This is a genomic window from Larkinella soli, assembly GCF_003703975.1.
Lineage (GTDB): Bacteria > Bacteroidota > Bacteroidia > Cytophagales > Spirosomataceae > Larkinella > Larkinella soli.
Window position 1 is genome coordinate 50447 of record NZ_QTJY01000001.1, and the last position, 24157, is coordinate 74603.

19 protein-coding genes are annotated in these 24157 nt (G+C 59.3%); 8 read left to right on the forward strand and 11 right to left on the reverse strand.

The features are described 5' to 3' along the window. Positions 1-128: 128 nt before the first annotated feature. Genes DX909_RS02090 through DX909_RS02115 form a run of 6 tightly spaced genes read left to right on the forward strand, consistent with a single transcriptional unit; the run spans position 129 to position 6906 of the window. Positions 129-1511, forward strand: coding sequence for a glycoside hydrolase family 88 protein (locus DX909_RS02090; protein WP_128543398.1), 1383 nt, complete (start codon positions 129-131; stop codon positions 1509-1511). After that, the gene (locus DX909_RS02095) at positions 1508-2356 is read left to right on the forward strand and encodes a sugar phosphate isomerase/epimerase family protein (RefSeq protein WP_128543399.1); all 849 of its coding nucleotides are present in this window, start codon (positions 1508-1510) and stop codon (positions 2354-2356) included. Before DX909_RS02090 ends, DX909_RS02095 begins: the two co-directional genes overlap by 4 nt. A 3-nt stretch (positions 2357-2359) precedes the next feature. Beyond that, positions 2360-3511 (forward strand): Gfo/Idh/MocA family protein, encoded by a 1152-nt coding sequence (locus DX909_RS02100; RefSeq protein WP_128543400.1) that lies wholly within the window; start codon positions 2360-2362, stop codon positions 3509-3511. Further along, positions 3508-4278, forward strand: coding sequence for a 3-ketoacyl-ACP reductase (locus DX909_RS02105; RefSeq protein ID WP_128543401.1), 771 nt, complete (start codon positions 3508-3510; stop codon positions 4276-4278). Before DX909_RS02100 ends, DX909_RS02105 begins: the two co-directional genes overlap by 4 nt. A gap of 54 nt (positions 4279-4332) precedes the next feature. After that, on the forward strand, positions 4333-5637 hold the full coding sequence (locus DX909_RS02110) for a Gfo/Idh/MocA family protein (RefSeq protein WP_128543402.1): 1305 nt from the start codon (positions 4333-4335) through the stop codon (positions 5635-5637). Positions 5638-5661: 24 nt separating this feature from the next. Further along, positions 5662-6906, forward strand: coding sequence for an MFS transporter (locus DX909_RS02115; protein WP_128543403.1), 1245 nt, complete (start codon positions 5662-5664; stop codon positions 6904-6906). A gap of 406 nt (positions 6907-7312) precedes the next feature. Here DX909_RS02115 and DX909_RS02120 read toward each other — a convergent pair whose 3' ends face one another. The 4 genes from DX909_RS02120 to DX909_RS02135 all read right to left on the reverse strand — a co-directional run bounded on the left by DX909_RS02120 (position 7313) and on the right by DX909_RS02135 (position 10824). Then, positions 7313-7771: a cold-shock protein gene (locus tag DX909_RS02120; protein WP_128543404.1), complete on the reverse strand. Its 459-nt coding sequence runs from the start codon at positions 7769-7771 to the stop codon at positions 7313-7315. A 56-nt stretch (positions 7772-7827) separates the two neighbouring features. Continuing rightward, positions 7828-8109, reverse strand: a complete 282-nt coding sequence (locus DX909_RS02125) for a hypothetical protein (protein ID WP_128543405.1) — start codon at positions 8107-8109, stop codon at positions 7828-7830. A 544-nt stretch (positions 8110-8653) separates the two neighbouring features. Then, positions 8654-9856 carry a glycine C-acetyltransferase gene (gene kbl, locus DX909_RS02130; RefSeq protein WP_128543406.1) on the reverse strand — a complete coding sequence of 401 codons (1203 nt, stop codon included), beginning with the start codon at positions 9854-9856 and terminating at the stop codon, positions 8654-8656. Positions 9857-9861: 5 nt separating this feature from the next. Next, positions 9862-10824 carry an NAD-dependent epimerase/dehydratase family protein gene (locus DX909_RS02135; RefSeq protein WP_128543407.1) on the reverse strand — a complete coding sequence of 321 codons (963 nt, stop codon included), beginning with the start codon at positions 10822-10824 and terminating at the stop codon, positions 9862-9864. A gap of 208 nt (positions 10825-11032) precedes the next feature. Here DX909_RS02135 and DX909_RS02140 point away from each other — a divergent pair, with 208 nt between their 5' ends. After that, positions 11033-11497 (forward strand): Lrp/AsnC family transcriptional regulator, encoded by a 465-nt coding sequence (locus DX909_RS02140; protein ID WP_128543408.1) that lies wholly within the window; start codon positions 11033-11035, stop codon positions 11495-11497. A 252-nt stretch (positions 11498-11749) separates the two neighbouring features. Beyond that, positions 11750-12787 (forward strand): sugar phosphate isomerase/epimerase family protein, encoded by a 1038-nt coding sequence (locus DX909_RS02145; protein WP_128543409.1) that lies wholly within the window; start codon positions 11750-11752, stop codon positions 12785-12787. Between the two features lie 36 nt (positions 12788-12823). On the opposite strand, the gene DX909_RS02150 is transcribed toward DX909_RS02145, so the two are convergent. The 7 genes from DX909_RS02150 to DX909_RS02180 all read right to left on the reverse strand — a co-directional run bounded on the left by DX909_RS02150 (position 12824) and on the right by DX909_RS02180 (position 24122). Continuing rightward, positions 12824-15298 carry an ATP-binding protein gene (locus DX909_RS02150; RefSeq protein ID WP_128543410.1) on the reverse strand — a complete coding sequence of 825 codons (2475 nt, stop codon included), beginning with the start codon at positions 15296-15298 and terminating at the stop codon, positions 12824-12826. Between the two features lie 175 nt (positions 15299-15473). Then, positions 15474-16247, reverse strand: a complete 774-nt coding sequence (locus DX909_RS02155; RefSeq protein ID WP_128543411.1) for a 3-keto-disaccharide hydrolase — start codon at positions 16245-16247, stop codon at positions 15474-15476. Between the two features lie 59 nt (positions 16248-16306). Then, positions 16307-18646: a glycoside hydrolase family 3 protein gene (locus DX909_RS02160; RefSeq protein WP_128543412.1), complete on the reverse strand. Its 2340-nt coding sequence runs from the start codon at positions 18644-18646 to the stop codon at positions 16307-16309. A gap of 247 nt (positions 18647-18893) precedes the next feature. Beyond that, complete coding sequence (locus DX909_RS02165; RefSeq protein ID WP_164851179.1) at positions 18894-19331, reverse strand: response regulator; 438 nt, start codon at positions 19329-19331, stop codon at positions 18894-18896. Between the two features lie 701 nt (positions 19332-20032). After that, positions 20033-21592: a carboxylesterase/lipase family protein gene (locus DX909_RS02170; protein WP_128543414.1), complete on the reverse strand. Its 1560-nt coding sequence runs from the start codon at positions 21590-21592 to the stop codon at positions 20033-20035. 7 nt (positions 21593-21599) lie between these two features. After that, a complete protein-coding gene (locus DX909_RS02175; RefSeq protein ID WP_128543415.1) occupies positions 21600-22475 on the reverse strand; it encodes an alpha/beta hydrolase in 876 nt (291 codons plus the stop codon). Positions 22476-22559: 84 nt separating this feature from the next. Continuing rightward, the gene (locus DX909_RS02180; RefSeq protein WP_128543416.1) at positions 22560-24122 is read right to left on the reverse strand and encodes a sensor histidine kinase; all 1563 of its coding nucleotides are present in this window, start codon (positions 24120-24122) and stop codon (positions 22560-22562) included. Positions 24123-24157 lie beyond the last annotated feature (35 nt).

Sequence of the window (24157 nt, forward strand, 5' to 3'; positions counted from 1 at the left end):
TCAACCAAACCGCCCGATAAGTCACCCGATAGTCAACTTATTTTACCGGGAAACGGTAATTCCCTGCGCCTTTTCTCTTTGGGTTATAAACGTAGTTTTTATCCTTCCTTTCGTTTATTCCCTGTCAAATGATTCACATCGACGAGGCCCTGACGCCGGCCGATTTTACCTCTCTTCTTCAGCAATTCTGGGAGTTGTCCGCCCAAAAAATCCGCCTGATCGACCAGCATTATGACCCCGCCAAGGGGTCCCCGGTGTTCACCGTCCAGGGCCGCTACACCACCCGCGGCTGGACCGAATGGACCCAGGGTTTCCAGTTCGGATCGGCCATTCTCCAGTTCGACGCCACCGGCGATGCTGAATTCCTCGAAAGGGGCCGGGCCAGAACGGTCGAGGTCATGGCTCCCCACGTCAGCCATATCGGCGTTCACGACCACGGCTTCAACAACGTCAGCACCTACGGCAACCTGCTGCGCCTGATGCACGAAGGAAGAACCGAAGCCGTGGAGTGGGAAAAGAACTTTTATGAACTGGCCCTCAAGATTTCCGGCGCCGTTCAGGCCGGCCGCTGGACCGTCACCAAAACCGGCGGGTTCATCCACTCCTTCAACGGCCCGCACTCCCTTTTTGTCGATACCATCCGCTCGTGCCGGGCAGTGGTTCTGAGCCACAGCCTCGGCCATGTGTACCAGGCCGAAGGCGACGCCCGGATCAACCTCCTGGAGCGGGCCCTCCAGCACATGAAAGCCACCGCCGACTACTCGGTCTTCTACGGCGAGGGCCGCGACTCCTACGACCTGTGGGGCCGCACGGCCCACGAAAGCGTCTTCAACACGAAAGACGGCAACTTCCGCTGCCCCAACTCCCAGCAGGGCTACTCCGGCTTCACGACCTGGACGAGGGGGCTGGCCTGGGCCATGTGCGGTTTCGCCGAACAGCTCGAATACCTTCAGACCATCGACGACAACGAACTCCAGCCCTTCGGGGGCCGCGAAGCCGTCGAGGACTTCTGCCTGAAAGCCGTCACCGCCACCTGCGACTTTTTCATTGAACATACGCCCGTCGACGGCGTGCCTTACTGGGACACCGGCGCCCCCGGCCTGGTCCGTCTGGGCGATTACCTCGACCACCCGGCCGAGCCGTTCAACGAGGCCGAGCCGGTCGACAGTTCGGCGGCCGCCATCGGGGCGCAGGGCCTGCTGCGGCTCGGAAAATACCTGACCGAAAAGGGCCGGAATGAGGCCGGCAACCGGTATTGGCAGGCCGGTCTGACCGTGTTGAACACCCTCTTCCGGGAGCCGTACCTCAGCACCGACCCCAACCACCAGGGCCTGCTGCTGCATTCCATTTACCACCGGCCCAACGGCTGGGACTACGTGCCCGCCGGGAGTGCCATCCCCTACGGCGAATCGAGCATGTGGGGCGATTATCACATCCGGGAGGTGGCGCTGTATCTCCAGCGGATCATCCGGAACGAACCGTATTACACCTTTTTCGGAGCCCTGCAATGAGCGATGCACCTACCACCGCAGCGCCCCTGACCGACTTTTCAAGGCTCTGCGTTCATACCATCACCACCAAACCCTGGACCATCGAGAAGGCCGCGCAGCATTTCGCCCAGGCCGGCGTGAAGGGAATTACGGTCTGGCGGGATACGCTGGCCGGGAAAAACATCCGGCAAACCGGGCAGATGCTCCTCGACGAGGGCCTGAGCATCGTTTCGCTGTGCCGGGGCGGCTTTTTTCCCCATCTGAAAGAAACCGGCCGACAGGCCGCTATCGACGATAACCGCCGGGCCATCGACGAAGCCGCCGAACTGGGCGCTCCGCACGTAGTTCTGGTCTGCGGGGCCGCCGTAGGCCAGCCGCTGGCCGAATCCCGGAAACAGATCCGGGACGGCATCGCGGCCCTGCTGCCCCAGGCCGAGGCCGCCGGGGTGAAGCTCGCCATCGAGCCGCTCCACCCGATGTATGCCGACAACCGCTCCGCCGTCAACACCCTCGGCCAGGCCAACGACATGGCGGAGGAACTGAACTCCCCTTTCGTGGGCGTGGCGGTGGACGTATATCACCTCTGGTGGGACCCTACACTCGAACAGGAAATCTACCGGTGCGGTAAAAACGGCCACCTGCTGGCTTTTCATATCTGTGACTGGCGCACGCCGACCGTCGACCTGCTGAACGACCGGGGGCTCATGGGCGAGGGATGCATCGACCTTCGGCAGATCCGGGGCTGGGTGGAGGCCACCGGCTTTTCCGGTTTCAACGAGGTCGAGATATTTTCCAACCGGCTCTGGGCCGGCGACCAGCACGAATTTCTTGAAAACATAAAAAAAGCTTACCTGGAACACTCGTAACGAATGAAAGAACACAAGATCGGCATCATCATGAACGGCGTCACCGGCCGTATGGGTACCAACCAGCACCTGTTGCGCTCCATCGTCGCCATCATCAAACAGGGGGGCGTCCGGGTCGGAACGGACGAAGTCATCCTGCCCGACCCCATCCTCGTCGGCCGCAACGCCGACAAGCTGGAGGCCCTCTGCCGGCAGGCCGGTATTTCCCGAATGACCACCAACCTGGACGAAGCCCTCGCCGACCCCTCCAACCAGATTTATTTCGACGCCCAGACCACGGGTCGCCGGGCCGAAGGCGTCCGGAAAGCCGTGGAGGCCGGCAAACATATCTATTGCGAAAAACCCACCGCCGTCAGCACCGAAACCGCCCTCGAACTGTATACGCTCTGCAAAACCGCCGGGCTGAAAAATGGAGTCGTGCAGGACAAACTCTGGCTGCCGGGCCTCCTGAAGCTGAAACGACTCATCGAGAACGACTTCTTCGGCCGGATTCTGTCCGTTCGGGGGGAATTCGGGTACTGGGTGTTCGAAGGGCACAGCATCCCGGCGCAGCGGCCTTCCTGGAATTACCGGAAGGAAGACGACGGCGGCATCATCGTGGACATGCTTTGTCACTGGCGGTATGTGCTCGACAACGTGTTCGGCAAGGTGAAGGCGGTTTCCTGCCTCGGCGCCACCCACATCCCCGAACGCATCGACGAGCAGGGCAAACCCTACGTCTGCACCGCCGACGACGCGGCCTATGCCACCTTCGAACTGGAAGGCGGCATCGTGGCCCATTTCAACTCCTCCTGGACGGTGCGCGTCCGTCGCGACGACCTGCTGACCATCCAGGTCGACGGAACGAAGGGTTCGGCCGTGGCCGGGCTGCGGGAGTGTTATATCCAGCACTACGGCAACACGCCCAAGCCGGTCTGGAATCCGGACATCGAGCAGCCGATCAAATTCTACGAAGGCTGGGCGAAAGTGCCGGAACAGGAGCCGTTCGACAATGCCTTCAAGGTGCAGTGGGAACTGTTCCTGAAGCACGTCGTGAAGGACGAGCCGTTCCCCTGGTCGCTCTACGAGGGCGCCAAAGGGGTTCAGCTGGCGGAAAAAGGGATTGAAAGCTGGTCGAAACGGTGCTGGGTCGATATTCCTGAATTACCGCAATGAAAAAGGTCGCCTTCGTGACCGGCGGAAGCCGGGGCATCGGATACGGGATTGCCGAACACCTGGCCGGGGCCGGTTTCGACCTGGCCATCAACGGCGTCCGGCCGGAGGAATCCGTCCGGGAAGCGCTGGACGGCCTGCGGGCCAAAGGGGCCGGGGTGCTGTACTGCCCCGGCGACGTGGCCTCGGCCGAAGCCCGGGCCGACATGATGGAACGGATCCGGTCGCATTTCGGGCGGCTGCACGTGCTGGTCAACAATGCCGGGGTGGCCCCGAAGGAGCGCCGGGACATTCTGGAAGCCACCGAGGAAAGTTTCCGGCACGTGCTGACGACCAATCTGCAGGGGGCTTACTTCCTGACCCAGGCGGCCGCCAACTGGATGATCCGGCAGAAGGAGGAAGACGGCACGTTTACCGGCTGCATCGTCAACGTTTCGTCCATCTCGGCCACGGTGGCCTCCGTGAACCGGGGAGAATACTGTATCGCCAAAGCCGGGCTGAGTATGGCTACCCAGCTGTTTGCCGCGCGGCTCGGCGAGTTCGACATTCCGGTATATGAGGTTCGTCCGGGCATTATCAAAACCGACATGACGGCCGGGGTTACCGGAAAATACGACAAGCTGATCGGAGAAGGGCTGACCGTTCAGAAACGCTGGGGCTTTCCCGACGACGTGGGCCGGGCGGTGGCCTCCCTCGCCCGAATGGATTTTCCCTATTCGACCGGGCAGGTCATCATGGTCGACGGCGGCCTGACCCTGCCCAGATTGTAACCCGACGGCAATCCTACACTCTCCAACTCCCAACCCCTTAACCCCCAAACCATTATGAGCAACCAGTCAGATTCCCGCAGAAATTTCATCCGCACCGCGGCCACGGGTTCGCTGGCGGTGCTGGGGATGCCGGCCATCATTCCGGCCCATGCCTTCGGCGCCAACGACCGCATCCGGGTGGCCGTGATCGGCGTCAACGGACGGGGCAAAGACCATATCGCCGGCTTTTCCAGACTACCGAACGTCGAGGTCGTGACCCTCTGCGACGTCGACAAGGTGGTATCGGCCGAGCGGGCCGCCGATTTCGAGAAGACCTACGGACGCAAGGTGCAGACCATCCAGGACCTGCGCCAGGTGTACGACGACAAGAACATCGACGCCGTCAGCATCGCCACCCCGAACCACTGGCACGCGCTGGCGGCCATCTGGGCCTGTCAGGCCGGGAAGGACGTGTACGTCGAAAAGCCGGGGTCGCACAACCTGTCGGAAGGCCGGAAGCTGGTCGATGCCGCCAACAAATACAAGCGGATCGTTCAGCACGGCGTGCAGCTGCGGAGTTCGACGGCTATTCAGGAAGCGATTCAGCACCTGCGGAGCGGCCTGATCGGACGGGTGTATATGGCGCGGGGCGTGGTGTACAAGTGGCGGCCCGACATCGGCAACAAAGGAACCTCCCCGGTGCCGGAGGGGCTGAACTGGGATCTGTGGCAGGGGCCGGCCAAAACCCGTCCGTTCAGTCAGAACTACGTTCACTACAACTGGCACTGGTTCTGGGATTACGGCAACGGCGACATCGGGAACCAGGGCATCCACGAAACCGACCTCTGCATGTGGGGCCTCGACGTGGGTTTTCCGGAAGTGATCTCTTCCTCAGGCGGTAAATACCTCTGGAAAGACTGCAAGGAAACGCCCGAAACGCTGTCCTCGACCTATAATTACCCGAAGGAAGGCAAGGTGATTCAGTTCGAGGTGCGGCCCTGGATGACCAATAAGGAGGACGGGGTCGAGATCGGCAACTTCTTCTACGGCGACAAGGGCTACATGGTCGTCAACGGGTATAACGACTACAAGACGTTTCTGGGCAAGGAACGCACTCCGGGACCGGCGGGCCACGCGGGGGGTGACCATTACCTGAACTTCATCGAGGCCGTCCGGGCGCGCGACAAGTCGAAGCTGAACGGGCCGGTGGAAACGGCGCACCTGTCGTCCGGTATCGCCCACCTCGGCAACATCGCCTACCGGCTGGGCCGGACCCTGAAGTTCGATCCGAAGAAAGAGACGTTTATCGGGGATACGGAGGCCAACGCCCTGCTGACCCGACCCTACCGGGCCCCCTATACGGTGCCCACCCAAGTGTGATTTCCAACCCAACCTGAAACATTCATGATCGATCAAGTCAAAACGGAGGAACGCCTGAGCCGCCAGATTTTCCAGTTGCCGGTTCTGGTGGCCGCGCTGGGCTACCTGGTGGATATGTACGATCTGTTCCTCTTCAGCGTGGTTCGGGTGCCGAGCCTGAAAGACCTGAACGTCCCGGCCGACCGGCTGCTGCCCGACGGCATCCTGCTGCTCAACATGCAGATGGCGGGCCTGCTCCTGGGCGGTATTTTCTGGGGGGTGCTGGGCGACAAGCGGGGCCGGCTCTCGGTCCTGTTCGGGTCGATTCTGATCTATTCGCTGGCCAACATCGGGAACGGTCTGGTGACCAGCCTCGAGCAATACGCGATCCTGCGGTTTGTGGCCGGGGTGGGGCTGGCCGGCGAGCTGGGGGCCGGAGTCACCTTAGTGACTGAGGTCCTGCCGAAACAGATCCGGGGCTACGGAACCACCATCGTCGCCACCATGGGGGTTCTGGGAGCCATCATGGCTTATTTCGTAGCCGAGCTTTTTGCCTGGCGCCTGTCGTATTTCATCGGCGGGGGGCTGGGCCTGATGCTGCTGGTGCTGCGGGTGAATATCTTCGAATCCCGCGCGTTCGAGGCCGTCAAGCAGAAACAGGTACGCCGGGGCGATCTGATGATGCTCTTCGGCAACCGGAAACGGCTGGCCAAATACCTCCAGTGCATCCTGGTCGGACTGCCGATCTGGTTCGTGGTCGGCATCCTGATCACGTTCTCACCGGAGTTCGGGCAGGCGATGGGTCTTTCGGAACCGGTCATGGCCGGAAAGGCCGTGATGCTGGCCTTCGCCGGGCAGGTGGTGGGGGACGTGGCCAGCGGCCTGCTCAGCCAGACCCTGAAAAGCCGCAAGCAGGCCATCCGGGGTTTTATCTTCCTCTCCCTGATTTTCATCCTGGTTTACCTGCTCTTCCCGATGCGCGACACGACGCTGTTTTACGGCGTCTGCGTCCTGCTGGGCGTCGCCAACGGCTACTGGGCCCTGTTCGTCACGATTGCGGCCGAGCTGTTCGGCACCAACCTGCGGGCGACGGTGGCTACCACCGCCCCGAATTTCGTCCGGGGCGCCGTCATTCCGCTGACTTCCCTGTTCCTCCTCGGTAAATCGTACTTCGGTGTCCTGTACAGCGCCCTGGGCGTTGGGCTCCTGACGGTGGCGGCTGCCCTGATTGCCCTGGGATACATGGAGGAGACGTTCCAGAAAGATCTGAATTATATCGAAACCGACTGACCCTCGTCCCCGGCAGGTGCCGGAAAAAAAGAAGCTTCCCGAAAGACACGGTCTGACGGGAAGCTTTTTCCGTTTTTGATGATTCCGTTTTAGAAGGGAGGGGCTTTCAGAGGTCGGGGCCGTACCCGGTTGAACACATGCCGGTGGTGCCGACCGTTGGTCTGCCGCAGGAGTTAAAAGGAATACCAGACCACCAGGCCCGGCTTCAGGGAGGCCGTGAACCAACAGGGGACAAGAGGAGGCAGGCCCGGCCGGGGGAACGGGCAGACGGAAAGGCAGCCGGTACGGCCTGCCTTCATTCCATGAAAGCTACGAAGTGCAGTGGTTCGATTCCGCCCCCGTCGAAGACGGCGAACTCATCGAATGCATTCGGCAGGTCCGTCCGCCGGGTACCTTCCGGATGACCTTATCCTTCCGATTTGCGGACGTTGACGGCGTTGGCGCCTTTCGGGGTCATTTCCACCTCGAATTCCACCTTGTCGCGCTCACGGATCGGCTCCTTGACGCGGGAAACGTGGACAAACAGGCTTTCCTGGCTCTGGAGGTCACGGATGAACCCGAAGCCTTTGGACTCATTGAAAAGGGTAACGATGCCTTTCCGGATGGGGTCGGCCTCCGGGATGTCCCGCTGCCGGGGAACCCCGATTTCAATATCTTCGGCTTTGGTCGCCTTCCGCCGGTTCGGATCGGGCGGGGTAGAAGTGATATTGCCGTTTTCATCGACGTAGGCGAACATTTCTTCCAGGCTCTGGTTTTTGCCTCCGCTGGCTTTGCGGGCCTCTTTCTTCTCTTCCTTCTCCTGTCTTTTCTTCAGTCGGTTTTTTTCTTTTTCTTTTTTGTTGAAAGTTTCCTGGGATTTAGCCATGCTGTTTTTTGGGGTTGGTTAAAATTAGATCTAAAAGCTGGGTGGACGATAAGATACTATTTACCGGTTAAAAATCCGATTACTTCGTTGCAGTCGGTAAAAGAATACTGCTCGAAATCCTGATCCGGGTTCTTGAAGTCGACGACGAACTGGCCGGCATAATGAATCTTTACGTCGAAAGAGGACGGTTTCTGACTTTGGTCCCGTTTGAAGTGGACGCGGAACAGGGGAGAGCCGTTGTAGGCGTTGGACGTGTGAAAGTTGGAAATGTAGTAACCGCCTTCCGTTCGGGTGGAGTATTCCTGAATCCTTTGCAGGAGAGTAGCAAGCTGGTTCATAAATAAGAGTGGAAACCGTTGAATGTATAATGTAAAAACGCGTAACGATCAGGTCCTGTTGTGAAGGGGTACGGTAAAGTGGGGAAAACCGCCTGAAGGTACCGATCCGAATGATGGGGCTGACTTATTAATAACACCACCCGTACGGTAAGGTTCCGAATCGATTCAAATCTTTCTTCAGAAAATAAAATAATCTACCACCCCCCAGCCCCCTCCTTGCCAAGGAGGGGGTGGCTCCGCAGGGTTTGAATCTGGCAGCGCACTCCCCCTCCTTGCCAAGGAGGGGGCTGGGGGGTGGTCCGGCCGGCCTTGTTCCCCCGGAGGACCATCCGACCTGGAAGCAAAACCCCTTATTTAAACAACCTTTCAGGGGGTTGGGGGTGTTTTGTCATCCCGACGCAGGAGGGATCCTGAGCTTAGGCGCCCGGTCAGATGGTTTATTCAGCCGCCAGTTCCCTCGTTCCTCGGGATGACAAACCGGTTGGGAAGAAAAACCGCTTCCCCCACCAGCCCCCGGTTTGGTTTGGGGCAGGTGGGGCGCCGGTCAGCCGAGCTGCTCCTGCAGAACGCCTAGTTCCTTTCCGATTTTGGTGAAGGCCGCCACCGCTTTTTCGAGGTGGGCGGGTTCGTGGGCGGCCGAGATCTGCACCCGGATGCGGGCCTTTCCGTTCGGCACCACCGGGTAGAAGAAACCGATGACGTAGATGCCTTCTTCCAGCAGCCGGGCCGCAAACTCCTGAGCCAGCGGGGCCTCGTAGAGCATAATCGGCACGATCGGGTGCTCGCCCGGCAGAATGTCGAAACCGGCTTCGGTCATGGCCGTCCGGAAATACCGGGTATTGCTTTCCAGTTTGTCGCGCAGTTCGGTCGAAGACCGCAGCAGTTCCAGCACCTTCAGGGAAGCCCCGACGATCGACGGGGCCAGGGTGTTGGAGAACAGATAGGGTCTTGACCGCTGCCGCAGCAGGTCGACGATTTCCTTCCGGGCGGCCGTAAACCCCCCGGACGCCCCGCCGAGGGCTTTGCCGTAGGTGCCGGTGATGATGTCGATGCGGCCCAGCACGTTCCGGTATTCCGGCGTACCCCGGCCGGTTTTGCCCATGAACCCGCTGGCGTGGCACTCGTCCACCATGACCATCGCTTCGTAGCGGTCGGCCAGGTCGCAGATCAGGTCGAGCCGGGCGATGGTGCCGTCCATCGAGAACACCCCGTCGGTCACGATCAGCTTGCGCCGGCTGCCGGCCGCAGCCTGGAGCTGCGCTTCCAGGTCGGCCATGTCGTTATGTTTGTACCGGAACCGGCGGGCCTTGCAGAGCCGGATGCCGTCGATGATCGAGGCATGATTCAGTTCGTCGGAGATGACCGCGTCGGCTTCACCCAGCAGGGGTTCGAAGACGCCCCCGTTGGCGTCGAAGGCGGCCGCATACAGGATGCAGTCCTCTGCCCCGACGAATTCGGCGGTCTGCCGTTCGAGTTCCTTGTGAATGTCCTGGGTGCCGCAGATGAACCGCACCGACGACAGCCCGAAGCCGTGGGTGTCGAGGGCTTCGCGGGCGGCTTTGATCACCTCCGGGTGCGATGACAGCCCGAGGTAGTTGTTGGCGCAGAAGTTGAGCACCTCCCGCCCGTCCTGAATGGCGATCACCGACGACTGGGGGGACACGATGATGCGCTCCGATTTGTAGAGCCCCGCTTTCCGGATACCGTCGAGCTCTTCCTGTAATTGGTTCTGAATGTTTCCGTACATGGCTGTCAAAGGGAATGAACGGTCGGATGGTAGATTTCCGACAGGTGGCTGATCATTTCATGGGTCATCCGGGGCAGGTCGAAGGCCGGTTTCCAGCCCCAGTCCTTCCGGGCCACTGAGTCGTCGATGCTCCGGGGCCAGGAATCGGCGATCTGCTGCCGGAAATCCGGCGAGTAGGTCACCTTAAAATCAGGGTAATAAAGTCGGATGGCGTCCGCCAGCCGGGCCGGAGTGAAGCTCATCCCGGCGAGGTTGTAGGAGGTCCGGACCCGGATGCGTTTCCAGGGAGCCTCCATCAGTTCGAGGGTGGCCCGCAGGGCGTCGTCCATATACATCATGGGCAGCAGCGTATCTTCCCGCAGGAAACAGTCGAAGGGAAGGTCCTGCACGGCATGGTGAAAGATGGATACGGCGTAGTCGGTGGTGCCTCCCCCCGGCATGGACTGGTAGCTGATCAGGCCGGGATAACGGAGGGAGCGGACGTCGAGGCCGTAGCGTTTGTGGTAGTAGAGCGACCAGTTTTCGGCCGCCACCTTGCTGATGCCGTAGACGGTGGAGGGGTCGAGCAGGGCCGTCTGCGGGGTTTCGTCTTTGGGAGCATCCTCGCCGAAAGCCGCAATCGAGCTGGGTACGAACACCTTTCGGATGCGGCACGTCCGGGCCACTTCAAACACGTTGAGCAGGGTCTGCATATTCAGGTTCCAGGCCCCGATCGGGTCGGCCTCGGCCCGGGCGGAAAGGACGGCCGCCAGGTGGTATATCTGCGTGACCCGATGCCGGTGGACCACCTCGGCTAGATCGAGCGCCCGGGTGGCGTCCACCAGTTCGAAGAGGCCGGTCGCCCGTTCCGGACGGCGAATGTCGGCCGCCACGACGTGGTCGATTCCGAAAAGGTCCTGGAGCCGGGGCAGGAGGGCCGTGCCGATCTGTCCGTTGGACCCGATTAACAGGATGGTATCTCGTTTCATGGGATGGAAGTCGTTCCGAAAAACCGGTTGCCCAGGTGCTTTTCAGGCTGGATCGGTCACCGTGTTTTTCCTGACAAAGGTATTTTTTAAAGCGAAATCGTTGCATATTTGTCGGCGAGGCCGTGAATATTGTTGAGTTGTTTAAAATTGGCAGAAAAAACACGGGAAAAGGCCGCCGGGAAAATCCTCCGGCAGAAAATCTTTCTTCATGGAACATCTGGACGAAACCGACAAAACGATCCTTCGCATCCTGCAGCAGGATGCGAAGGTGACGACGAAGGAACTGGCCGGTCGGCTGGGGCTGACCATTTCGCCGGTCTATGAGCGCATCAAACGGCTCGAAAGTCTGGGCTACATCCGGCAATATGTGGCCGTTCTGAACAAGGACCTGCTCAGCCAGCCCATCACTACCTTCTGCCAGGTATCGATGCGGTACCACGACAAGGCGTTTATCGAAAAATTCGAGGAGGAAATTCAGAAACTGGAAGAGGTGCAGGAGTGCTACCACATGGCCGGCGAGGTCGATTTCCTGCTGAAGATCAACATCGGCAGCCTGCCCGAGTACCACGACTTCGTACGGAACAAACTCTCCAAGATCGAGAACATCGGCACCCTCAACAGCACCTTCGTTCTCAAGGAAATCAAGCACACGACCGGCTACCACATCGCCTGAAGGGATTGGAAAACCGGCGGTTCCGTCGCCCGGTGGGGGAGGAGTCCCGGAAGACGGACGGGGCCGCCCCGTCGGGACCGAAATCCCGCCATCCGGCCCGGTTTTGCCGCCCCTCGCCGGGCAGGCTGATCGGTAAAAATACCCGGCCGATCGGGAAATTCGGGGAGCCGGCCGATTGCGCAGGACAAAACGGGGAGATTTTTGTAATCTAAGGCTTTCTTTGACAAGTTCACGCACAGAAGCAATCGCCTTATGAAAGACCAGTATTCCCGTCGTCATTTTCTCGGTGCCTCCGCGGCCCTCGTCGCCGGCGCCATGGCCGGAACCTCCCGGGTGTTCGGAGCGCCGGCCCTGATCCGAAACCTGAACAAGCCGAACTCCCTGATCAACGGCGTTCAGATCGGAGTCATTACGTATTCCTTCCGCGATATGCCCGATCAGAGCGCGGAGGCTACCCTGCAATACGTTCTCGACAGCGGAATCAGCGCCATCGAACTGATGGGCGGTCCGGCCGAAACCTTCGCCGGCGCCCCGAAAAATACGGTGGATATGAAGACGGTTTTTCCTCTGATGCGAAAACGGCGGGAAAACCAGACCCTGACCGAAGACGAACAGAAACTGCTGGCCGATGCCGATGCCCAGATGAAGGCCTACCGGGCCGAGGTATCGAAATGGCGGCAGTCGGCCTCCATGGCGAAGTTCGAACAGGTCCGCAAGATGTACAACCAGGCCGGGGTGACCATCTACGGCTTCAAACCCGACGCCTTCGGGATGCAGAGCACGGACGCCGACATCGACTACGGGATGCGGGCCGCCAAAGCCCTGGGAGCCAACCAGGTGACGCTCGAACATCCGGCCAACGACGCCCACACGCTGAAACTCGGGCAGGCCGCCCAGAAGCACGGCATCCGGGTCGGTTACCACGGCCATGAACAGCAGACGCCGACTTTCTGGGACACCGCCCTGGCCCAGTCGCCGGGCAATGCCATGAACTTCGACCTCGGGCACTACATAGCCGCCGGCCAGCCCGACCCCCTGGGGCTGATCCGCCGGAAACACGACCGCATCGCCAGCATGCACATCAAGGACCGCCAGAATCCGGCTCACGGGAAAGGCAACCTGCCCTGGGGTCAGGGCGACACTCCCCTGACCGAGGTGCTGAGTCTGATGCGGAAAGAGAAGTATGCCTTCCCGGCCACCGTCGAACTGGAATATAAGGTACCGGAAGGGTCCACCGCGGTTGCGGAAGTCAGAAAATGCGTGGAATATTGCCGGAGGATTCTAAGCTGAAACCGGCTTTTACATAAGGAACCCACCCGGAAGAGGTCAGCTCGTCGGGGTGGGTTTCGTGTATTTCAGAATGATCCCGAGCAGGTCGTTCGGGTTGAATGGTTTCACCAGAATGCCGTTCATGCCGGAAGCCCGGACGCGGTCGCCGATTTCCTCTTCGAGGCTGGCCGTCAGCGCCAGGATCGGCAGCGTTTCGCCCCGGTCGCGGAGCCGGCGGCTGGCTTCGTAGCCGTCCATGATGGGCATCTGGAGATCCATCAGAATCAGCCGATGCCGGGCGGTATCCAGCTTTTCGAGGGCCTGGAGGCCGTTGTTGGCTACGTCGAGGGTGGCGCCCATGCGGGTCAGGAGTTTGGTCGCCAGCAGCACGTTCATGGCATTGTCTTCCACCAGAAGCAGGGAAAGGCCCTCCAGGGGCTTCCCTTCCCAGATCGGTTTTTTATCCTCCGCCGGCTGTTCCGCGGGGGTATCGACGGTCGGAAACGTCTGGGTGAAATAAAAGGCCGAACCCGTTCCCGGGGTGCTGGTGAGCCGAAGGCTGACGTTCTGGAGTTCAAGCAGCCGCCGGCAGATGGAAAGCCCCAGACCCGTACCCCCGTAACTCCGCGACATGGAGGAGTCGGCCTGGGTAAACCGGTTGAAAATCAGTTCCTGCTTATCGGAGGCAATGCCGATACCGGTGTCCTGCACCTTCAGCGTAACGGTGATCTGATTCGCCCGCCGGTCTTCCACTGCCAGGCTTACCCGCACTTCGCCGGTTTCGGTAAACTTGATGGCATTGTGTACCAGATTGGAAACCACCTGCGTCAGCCGGGTGGGATCGCCGACCACCCGGGTCCGGAACCCCGGATCAAGGTCCAGCTTCAGGTCGATTTTTTTCTCGTCGGCCGACGTCCGGTAGCCGGCGACGATGTTCTTCAGGATGCCGGCGAGGTCCATCGGAATGGCTTCCAGCTGAATTTTTCCGGCTTCGATCTTATTGAAATCCAGGATGTCGTTGACGATGTTCAGCAGGTTATTGGCCGAGAAAAGCAGCACGTCCAGATGTTGTTTCTGGTCCGGACGGGGCTGGTCTTCCAGCAGCAGGTGGGTCATGCCGATGACGGCGTTGAGGGGCGTCCGGATCTCGTGACTCATCGTACTGAGAAATTCACTTTTCGCTTTCAGCCCTTCCTCGGCCTGCTCCTTGGCGGTCCGGAGCGCGAAAGCGAACCGGTAGGACAGCACCAGCGACTGGAGGAAGAAGAAGCCGAGGTACCCGGTGAACAGGACGGTATTTTCAGGGAAGGCAATGCCGAAGTATTTGAAAATGATAATGATGAACACGGCCAGCAGCACCCCCGTACTCATCAGGGCGTATTCCGCCCCCGGCCGCTTTCGGCGGGCGGCCAGCTGGTACACGTAGAAGGCATAACCGATGTACAGGAACATCAGCACCAGAAACAGGTTGATCAGCCGGGTGAAAATGACCGGCGGAGCCGCCAGGGTAACCGCCGAAAAGGTATAACACAGGCCCGCCATGGCGCCCATGATCCGATGGTTCACATCCTCCGGATAAAGCGAAGCCGTGTACCGGACGAACAGGGCCACCCCCAGGAACAACGACAGATACTCCAGGTGAACCGTAAGGTTCCAGCCCGAGTCCCGGAGCAGCGTATGCAGGACGTAATGATCGCTGCCGATGATGCGGTAACTGTAAACGAGGCAGAACAGGGAAAAATACAGAACCGATTTTTCGTGGCGGCCGAACAGATACAGACCCAGAAAAAACAGCCCTCCCATAAACAGACACCCGGTCAGAATGAAATCGAGGGCATAATTCACGTTCAGACCCTGCTGAAGGCGGTCCGCATCGCCCAGAATGATCGGTTTGTTCGGTCCGCCCTTGGAGTGCTGGAAGTTCGCTACCTGCATCAGCAGATGGAGGGTGTCGGTGTCGGCAGGCAGAATTTCCAGATGCGTCGACCAGAAAGGCCTGGTGGTTTCCGCGCTTATGCCCGGGCTCCCGTTCCGGGCGGCTTCCTTTCCGTTGAGATAAATCCGGTAGGCGGTATACAGATCGGGGATGCGCAGGGCCAGCGGCCGCTCGCGGGGCCGGACCAGGATGATTAACTCGTAGGTGGCATATCCCTGATTTCCAACGGGCTGCCCGCCCCATTTGCTTTCGCTCCAGAGTTTCGGAAATGAAATTAATTCAGAGGGAGAGGGAGGGTCACCCGGTTTTCGAAGCTGCTTCCAGTACCATTTCCAGGTTCCTTCGAGGGCGATTTCCTGTTCCGCCACCGGGACATTTCGCAGGTCGATGATTCCGTTCCGGGCCTGAACCGTCTCCTGACTCAGGGGGTTGAGGCCCATCATCGAACAGCCGGATACCAGGCCGGCCAGCAGCAGGACCAGGGCGGCCCAGGGTAAAATCCGGCCGAAACCCGGCCCATACGGAACCGCCCGCCCGGCAACTATTCCGGAGAGCAAACGGCGGCAGGAGAGGAAATATCGTAAAAGAATCGTCAACGGTTTGTCAGACAGAGCGTCCGGGTAGCTACAACCGATCAGTTACAATTTTAAGTCCAAAATGCCGCGTTCGGCCCGGTTTTTTTACGGCCCCCGGCGATCTGCCTTTTGCCATAAAAAAACGGGGTGAAATCCAGTGATTTCACCCCGTCGGTAGGTGGCATGCAGTCCGGGCCTACAACTCGCGCACCCAGATGTTCCGGAAGCTGATGGGTTCGCTCGGGTCGCCGTGCGACTGAAGTTTGATCGGCGCCGATTCGTATTTTTTGTACGACGGTTTTCCGATGTAGAGCGTTTCGCCTTTCAGCTCGAAGTTGTTCTGGATCAGGGCGCCGTTATGAAAGGCCGTAATGTGGGCCGGGGTTTTCACCGAGCCGTCGGCGTTGAAGGTCGGGGCCGTCCAGACGACGTCGTAGACCTGCCATTCACCCGGTTTTTTCGTAGCGTTGACCAGAGGGATGCCCTGTTTGTAGATACTTCCGGCCTGGCCGTTGACGTAGGTTTTGTTCTCATACGAGTCCAGAACCTGCATTTCATAGCCGGCATCGCCCGGGCCGGTCGACGCCAGGAAGATCCCGCTGTTGCCGCGGCCCTGGCCGGTGCCGTTGATGGTCGGCGGAATGCGCCATTCGATATGGAGCTGGTAGTTTTTGAACGACCGCTTCGTTTCGATGTTCCCCGTCGATTTGTCGACCGTCAGGACGCCGTCGGCCACTTTCCATTTGGCGGGCGATTTGTCTTTGACCGACACCCATTCGTCCAGGTTTTTTCCGTCGAACAGGATGATGGCGTCCGAAGGCGGGTCCATCGGGGTTTTGCCCGTGCTGACGACCTTCGGAACGGGTTCCCAGACCTCCGTATCCTGTGGTTTGGGTTTGTCTTGGGCCTGCATACTCAGGGCCGATACGGTTAATAGGGAAAGGGTCGGAATGAAAACGCTTTTTCTCATACAGATTCGTAGGGTTAAAAGCCAAAAATAGAAAAATACCGGATGGCTTTTCAAGTCTTCTATTTCAAACTTACGGCCGCTTTTTTGTAAGTGGCTGTCCTTGAATCCCGAATGATTCCTTTCCAGTTTAGCCCGAAGGCAAAATCGTAGGTATTTCCTTCCGAATCGACGTAACATTTCATGTCGCGGGGGACGTCCTCGAACTGGCGCTCCACGGTGTTCATGTCCGCCGGAAGCTGGAACGGCAGCAGGGCCGAGGGCTCGCTGCCGCCCGTCAGTGTCTCCAGAAGGGCCTGATCCTGCACGCCGAAATGGGCCAGGATGGCGTTCGACTGCGGCTCGAATTCGCTGAATACCGCCGGATTGGCCATGTTCATCGCCACGATCACCGGTTTTCCGGCCATTCTGGCGTAGGTGTCGGTAACCATCGACAGATCGGTATTATTGATGGCTTTGGTCCGTTTTCCGTTATAGGACCGGTTCGGGGAGGTTTCGAATTTGTCCCCGCCCGCCAGACTCGGGTTACGCGCACCGGTCGCGGTGTATTCGCCGAATTGCAGGCTGAGGGGCACGTAGCCCGAACCCCCGGCTTTGGCGGCTTTCGCATCGTATCCCAGGCCGGAGTTGGGGCTGTGGATGACCACCAGCGCGAAGTCGGCCTCCGCCGGGTTGTCGGTGGTTTTGAAATACTTCCGGACGATATCCATGCTGACCGGGTAGTCGAGTTTTTCCGGAGTTTCGATACCCAGAAAATTGCGGCCCGCCGGCGTGAATTTCTTCGGCACATACACGGTTTTGTTTTTCGCCAGCGGCAACACTCTCCCCCTGTTTTTCAGCATCACGACCGACTGGAGCTGGGCTTCGAACCCGGCCAGCATGAATTCCGGGCTGCCCACGGCGGCTTTTGTCTCCTCGGGTTTCAAATACGGATTTTCAAACAGGCCGGTGCGGAACAGGTTGCGCAGGAGCCGCACCGCCGACTGTTCGAACCGTGCCCGCATGGCTTTTTCGCCCTGTTCCTTCACCCCGATCCGATAGGCTTCGATCACCGGGGCGGCCTCGTTGTTCCCGCCGAACTGGTCGGCCCCGGCTACCAGGATTTTATAATGCCGCTCGGCCACCGACAGTTGGTCGACGCCCCACGGTTTGCCGGTCAGGAAAATATCCACCGCCGTTTCGTCGGCCGTAATGTTCCAGTCGGTGCAGACCACCCCGTCGTAGCGGTATTTGCCCCGGAGGAGGTCGCCGATGATGTATTTGTTATAACTGTTCCCGACGTTCTCACCGTTTTTCCGGTCCTGATTCCAGGAGATCGTATAATACGGCATCACCGCCGACGCCATGCCGGTTTTTCCGCCCAGTTTGAAGGCGCCTTCCGTAAAGGGCAGGAGGTGGGTTTCAAAATGGTTACCAGGGTATACGGCATACTTCCCGAAGCCGTAGTGCGCATCCCGTCCGCCTTCCCCGGAACCTCCTCCCGGCCAGTGTTTGACCATGGCGTTGACGCTGCCGTAACCCCATCCGCCGGCAATTTCCCGGCTTCCGGTCGAAGTCTGAAAACCGTCGATGTAGGCCCGGGCCAGGTCGGTCGCGAGTTTCGGATCTTCGCCGAAGGTGCCGCTGAACCGGTTCCAGCGGGGGTCCGTCGCCAGGTCGATCTGGGGGGATAGGGCCGTCGTCAGGCCCAGCGCCCGGTATTCGGTGGCCGCGATCTGTCCGAACCGGCGGACCAGGTCGGGCGAGAAGGTGGCCGCCAGACCGAGCGAACCGGGCCACATGGAAATCGACCCGCCGGCCCCCGCGTTGAACTCGGCATCGGCCCGGGTGCCGTGCCGGGGGTCCGAACTGCTGTTGATCGGTATCCCCAGCCCCAGCCCTTCCACGAGCGCCTGGGCGTTATTGTTCCAGCGGGCGGCAATTTCGGGACTTTGAACCGAGGTGATCAGAACATGCCGGACGTTGTCGCGGGTTAGAAATTCGCGCTGCTGGTCGGAGAGGGAGGCCGGGTCGAGTCCGCTCTGCGCAAACGGTTTGCCGTTGTAGGTTCCGGCGAAAGGCCCGCCGGGTGCGGCCGGAATGGGTTGATGGCGGCTGTAGAGCATCAGCCCCGCCATTTGCTCGACGGTCATTTTCGACGCAAGGTCTCTGGCCCGGGCATCGACCGGAAGCCGCCAGTCCTCATACGGGTCGAGTTTTCCGTTTTTGTTGAGGTCCTTGAAGGACTGGCCCTCGACCGTCAGCAGCCGGAGGCCGGAGGAAGGCGAGTAGGCCAGGGTTCGGCCGTCTTTGATGGACACCCGGACGACCGGGTCCGTTTTACCGTCCGTGGAGGGCTGAGCCACCGCGAACATGGCCGGAGCCAGACCGATTACGGCCAGACCCGTCAGAAATTGTTTCATGCAGACAGGGATTGGTTAGAAGAAAGTTCCCCCATGGGAATCAGGAATTATTGTACCAAACTGATACAATATTAGGAAATTATCCCGGTATTCCCAGCAATCCTTTGGAAAAGAACAAGATAGGGGAGAGCCTTCCGGTGAAAGGACATGGCAAGTCCACTTTGCCGCTTTGAGGCAGGGTCGGAGAGTACGCCGGCAGGAAATGGAAAAGCCGTAACCGGCCGTTCCGCAATGGGGGCAGTTGGATTCAGAGACTGGAAACGAACTCGGTATTGGCCGGAATCTTGGCCGTGTCCAGCCAGAAGGCGCGCAGCTGACGAATCAGCTGGGTAAGCTGATGGTAACCGGATGGTTTGGTCAGGAATGAATTGGCTCCCATCTCATAGCACTGGGCGATATGTTCGGGCAGCGAGGAGGTGGTAAAGATGATGACGGGCACGGTTCGGTAGGCCGGGTTCGAACGGAGTTCCCGCAGGGTCATGAAACCGTCCATGCGGGGCATGTTCAGATCCAGAAAGATCAGGGCCGGCAGTTGGGAGGCTTTCCCCAGAGTATCCAGCAATTCTACCCCGTCACAGGCAAAGGTTACGTCGCAATCCAGCCAGGTCGTATCGAACACGGACTTAAACAGAAGCCGGTCGTCCTCGTCATCGTCCGTAATAATGATTTGATATTTACGTGCCATCAGCCGGATTAGTTTAAAGAAGGGCATTGCCTGTTGTAAAGGTAATCAATATACGTTGAATAAATATTCAACAAATCAGACATTTAATCCATTCTTTTATTTTTTACGAAATGGAGCAGGATAAGTTCCGGACTTCGCCGTTGAGGCCTTATCCAAAGAGTTGGATATAGCGTCCCAGAACCCGGTTTGGCAACTTTCGCAGCAGGATTCACGCCCGATTGTTTTCCGAAATCCGGCGATTTAAAGTTATTATACGGGCTTCCTGAACACACTATTCGCAGGGCGGGCTTTCGTTTAATTTTACTGAATAATTTTTAAACAGGCAGGAGAAGGGTAGCTATCATCCGATTAGAAAGAAATAACCATTATATAGATTTTGTATACTTAAGTAATAACTACTAAAATTTTAATTGGCATTTAATTGATATTTAAATTCCTTTTTTCATCTTTACTCCGAGAAAAGTTTTTCATAACGTTGAGTAAACCGGATAAAAACCAGCGGATCCGCTGGTTTTTTCTTTTTCCTTCCGACCCGCCGGACTCCCCCTCAGGACCGGTAACTACCCACATTCCTCCGCGGGTTCTGGTTGAAAACCGTCGTTGTCCGAACCACCCGGAACGTGGGTAGGAATAGGTCCGTTTGGGTGAACTCTCCCCAGTATTTTTGCCGAATTTGTTGAGGCCCGGTGAATTTTCCCAGGTTATCTCGGAGCGGTAAGCGACAGGAGCAGGTCCAGGGCCGTGGCGTCCGGTAGCTTCCGGGCAGCCGGGCGGTCGCCCAGATCCATGATCTTTTTTCCCTTTACCGAATACGGCGGCCAGTTTGGGAGACCGTTGCCGTTCGGATCCCCGGTTTTGATGAAATTGGCCCAATAGGCGGACATAATACCGGCCAGTTCCGTATCGGTCCGGTTCAGGGGCCGGAGGCTGTGGTCGATGAATGAAAGGTTGTCCCAGGCGTAGGCGACTTCCCCGGTATGAAAGGCGCCGTAGGCCGCATATTGCCCGGTGGCCGGCACGTTGCGCGTAAACCGGTACACGTAGGCCCGGCGGCCCAGACCGGCCTGCACGTTGGCCCAGGCATAATTCTGGACCCCGAAAATCAGATCCCGGGAAAGATTTTTCTGGGACGCAGCCGCTTCGGCATCGGTGCCGGCAGGATAGGCTTTCAATAATTGAGGGGCTGCCGAGCCGTACTCCTGTTCGGCCTGACGGCGAAAATCGGCGGCCGTTTTGACCGGTCCCATCAGGATGCCTTCGTTCTCGTTCCAGCCCGTCAGCAGGACTACCGGGTTCGACCGGCCCGATGAAAACAGTTCGGAGACGGAAGCCGGCAGGACGACCCCGTCGACAATCGGCCCCCGCATTCCCTGCGCTTTCTGCAGAATCTCGGACGCCGGGCTGCTCCGGAGGTCGGCCAGGCTTGAAGCTCCCACGGACTGCATGAGTTTGAGGCCGGCTTCTTCGGCCTGTTGAAGCCCTGGCTGGGGCCGGGTAAAATTGGCTCCGCTCTCTGCGATGGCCTTGGTGAACAGCCCGGCCGCCAGCGGGGAGGCCACCAGGCAATTGACGCTCATGGAACCGGCCGATTGCCCGGCGATGGTTACATTTTCCGGGTCACCCCCGAAGGTCCCAATATTTTGCCGGACCCACCGGAGGGCGGCCACCTGGTCCATCAGACCGTAATTACCGGAAGCATTTTTCCCGGATTCCTTCGTCAGCTCCGGGTGCGCCAGAAATCCGAACGGCCCGACCCGGTAGTTGATACTGACAAACACGATGCCTTTTTTCGCCGTAGCTTCCCCGTCATAGATCGGTACGGCGCTTCCTCCGCTGTTGAAGCCACCCCCGTAAATCCAGACCAGCACCGGCCGTTTCTCCCGGGCGGTTTTCGCCCCGGTCCAGACGTTCAGATACAGACAGTCTTCGCTGATGGGCTCTTTCGGAATCAGGAATTCGGCGCTCCACATGCTGAACGGCGCCGGGCTGCCCTGCATCGGACTGGGTCCGTACTGTTCGCACTTCCGAACCCCGGTCCAGGGTTTCACGGGCTGGGGGGCTTTCCATCGGTATTCACCCACGGGCGGAGCGGCAAACGGAATGCCTTTGTAGATGCGGAGGCCGCCGTCCGGGGTAATGGTACCGGAAATCAGGCCGCCGGTTACCCGGACGGGTTCGGGCGTCTCCCGGACCGGATTCATGGCTGCCAGCCCGACCAGACAGGACAGGGCCGGAATCAGGAGAAAGCGGGTTATCTTCATGGACGGTTCAGTGGATAGTTACCTGATTGTTCTTCAGAATGTTGTGAAAAAACAGGACCTGGTAGGGGAGAGCGTTCTGCCAGTATTCCCAGGTGTGCGCACCGGGCCGTTCCGTATAATCGTGGGGTGTTTTGTTTTCCGTCAGCCGCCGGTGGAGGTCCCGGTTCGTTTCAATGAGGAAATCGTCGACGCCGATGTCCAGGATGAGGGGTAGCTGGTTGGCTTTCAGCCGGTCGGCCAGGGTAACCATCGTATAGCCGGGATAGGGCGCATCGCCCTCTTTCGGCGGCCCCAGCAATTTGACGAAGTTCTCGGACCGGGACCGCGCAAACTCCGGCGGTACTTTCCAGGTGGCGGTATTGATGTTCATGACACCGCTCATGCTGCCGGCGGCGGCATACAGGTCCGGATGCCGCGACGAAATGAACAGGGCCCCGTGACCACCCATGGAAAGCCCGGCGATGACCCGCCCTTTGCGGTCGCGGACGGTTCGGAAGCGGCTGTCGATCACCTCGACCAGCTCCCGGGAGATGAACGTCTCGAACTGGCTGGTTTTCTCCAGCGGGCTGTCGAAGTAATAACTGGTCGGGTCACCGTCCGGGGTGACGATGATGAGATTATATTCGTCGGCCAGCCGGTGGAGCAGGGTTTTGTCGGGCGTTTTGGTGAGCCAGTCGCGGAAGCTTCCCGTGCCTCCGTGCAGGAGGTACAGAACCGGAAACGGCCGTTTCGTTTTTCGATACCGCTCCGGCAGAACCACGGCGGCCCGGAGGGTGCGGTTCATGGAAGCACTCGGCACCTCCAGCGTATCGACGCGGGCGCCCCAGCCGGCCAGCGGCAGCAGCGCCAGGCTCAGGCGAAAGAAAAAAGCAGGCAGGGTCATAGGATGAATAAACGGTTGGGAATGGGTCCCTCCGGGTCAAAGGTACGCAAAGATTCAGAAGGTAGGGACGCCTTCTTTACCGATTCAAAACGAAGAGGAAGCCGTCGAATAGCCGTCCGGCAGCCGGGGAAAATAGACCTGGAAGGTGGCCCCGGCACCCGGTCGGCTGCTGGCGGAAATGTAACCGTTATGGTTGTCGACCACCTTTTTGCAAACCGCCAGGCCGATGCCCGTTCCGGGAAACTGCGACCGGTTATGCAGGCGCTGAAAAATGGTAAAAATGCGGTCGAGGTATTTTTCGTCGAAGCCGATGCCGTTGTCGGCGATGCTGATTTCCCAAAAATCCCGGGACTGGTCGGCGGGTCGGCGTTCGGGAAGGATCACCTCCGGAAGGTCGGCGCCGGTTCTCAGCCGGCTGCTGATCCGCACCTCCGGTTTCACGTTGGGTCCGATGAACTTCAGCGCGTTGGTGAGCAGATTCTGAAAGAGCTGCCGCAGCTGGGTCGGGTCGCCGGAAACCACCGGAATGTCCCCGACCCGGACGAACGGCTGGAGCGCGGGATCGAGGTCGCTGATGACCTCCCGGCAAATCACTTTCAGATCGACGGGCCGGAAGGGATCGTGACGGGAGGAAACCCGGGAAAACGTGAGCAGGTCGTGGATGAGGTTTTTCATGCGCTGGGCCGCATCCTGCATCCGGGACACCAGCCCGGCGGCCTGCGGTCCCAGGTCGGCTCCGTGGCGGTTCAGGAGTACGTCGCCGAACGACTGAATCTTGCGCAGCGGCTCCTGAAGGTCATGGCTGGCTACGTAGGCAAACTGTTCCAGTTCTTCGTTGGACCGCTTCAGATCCCGGACGTTGGCTTCGAGCTGAAACTGGGTCAGTTTCGACTGGGTAATATCGAGATAGGTCAGCAGGATGCCGTTGCTGTTGTAGCGAACCATCGAAAAATCAAGCCAGCCGGTAAACCCGTCCGCATCGTAGAAATGCTCGAACCGCTGCACCTCTCCGGTTTCGATGGTATGGACATATCGGTCAAAGAGGCCGGAGATCCGGACCCCCGGAAAGAGGTCCAGTATTCTCCGGCCGATCATCTCTTCGGCCGGCAGTCCTTCCAGAATTTCGGCGGCCCGGTTGGCGGTGGTATAGACCAGATCGACGATCCGGCCCGCATCGTCCCGAACCGCTTCGAGGGTGGTGATGCAGGCCAGCGAGCCGTCGAGCAGGCTTTGCAGCTGGATGGCCGCTTCCTGGAGCTGGAGTGAAACCACCTTGGCCGGGGTAATATTCAGAAAGGAAACCGCCACGCCGTCGCCCAGCCGGGTGATGGACACGTCGTACCAGGTATTCACGAAAAGAGCCTGTTCCTCGAACCGCCTGCTTTCGCCGGTCCGGATGACGTCCACAAAATGCTGAAAAAAGGGGTGGCCGTGGGGAAAGCGTTCGCCGGCCGTCCGGCTCAGGATGTCCTGCCGCGACTGTTTGGTCAGGTCGGCCATCGCCTGGTTGCAGTACCTCGCCTGAAAGTCGATGATCTGGCCGGCCCGGTTCCGGATGGCTTGGTAGATCACACACCCGGTCATCGACGATTCCAGAACATCCTGAAGTTCGGAAGGAGTCAGGGCGGGAGGGGCAGAGGAGTCCATGAAGGTCGGTGGTTCGGCTTATTTCCGGAAAAATA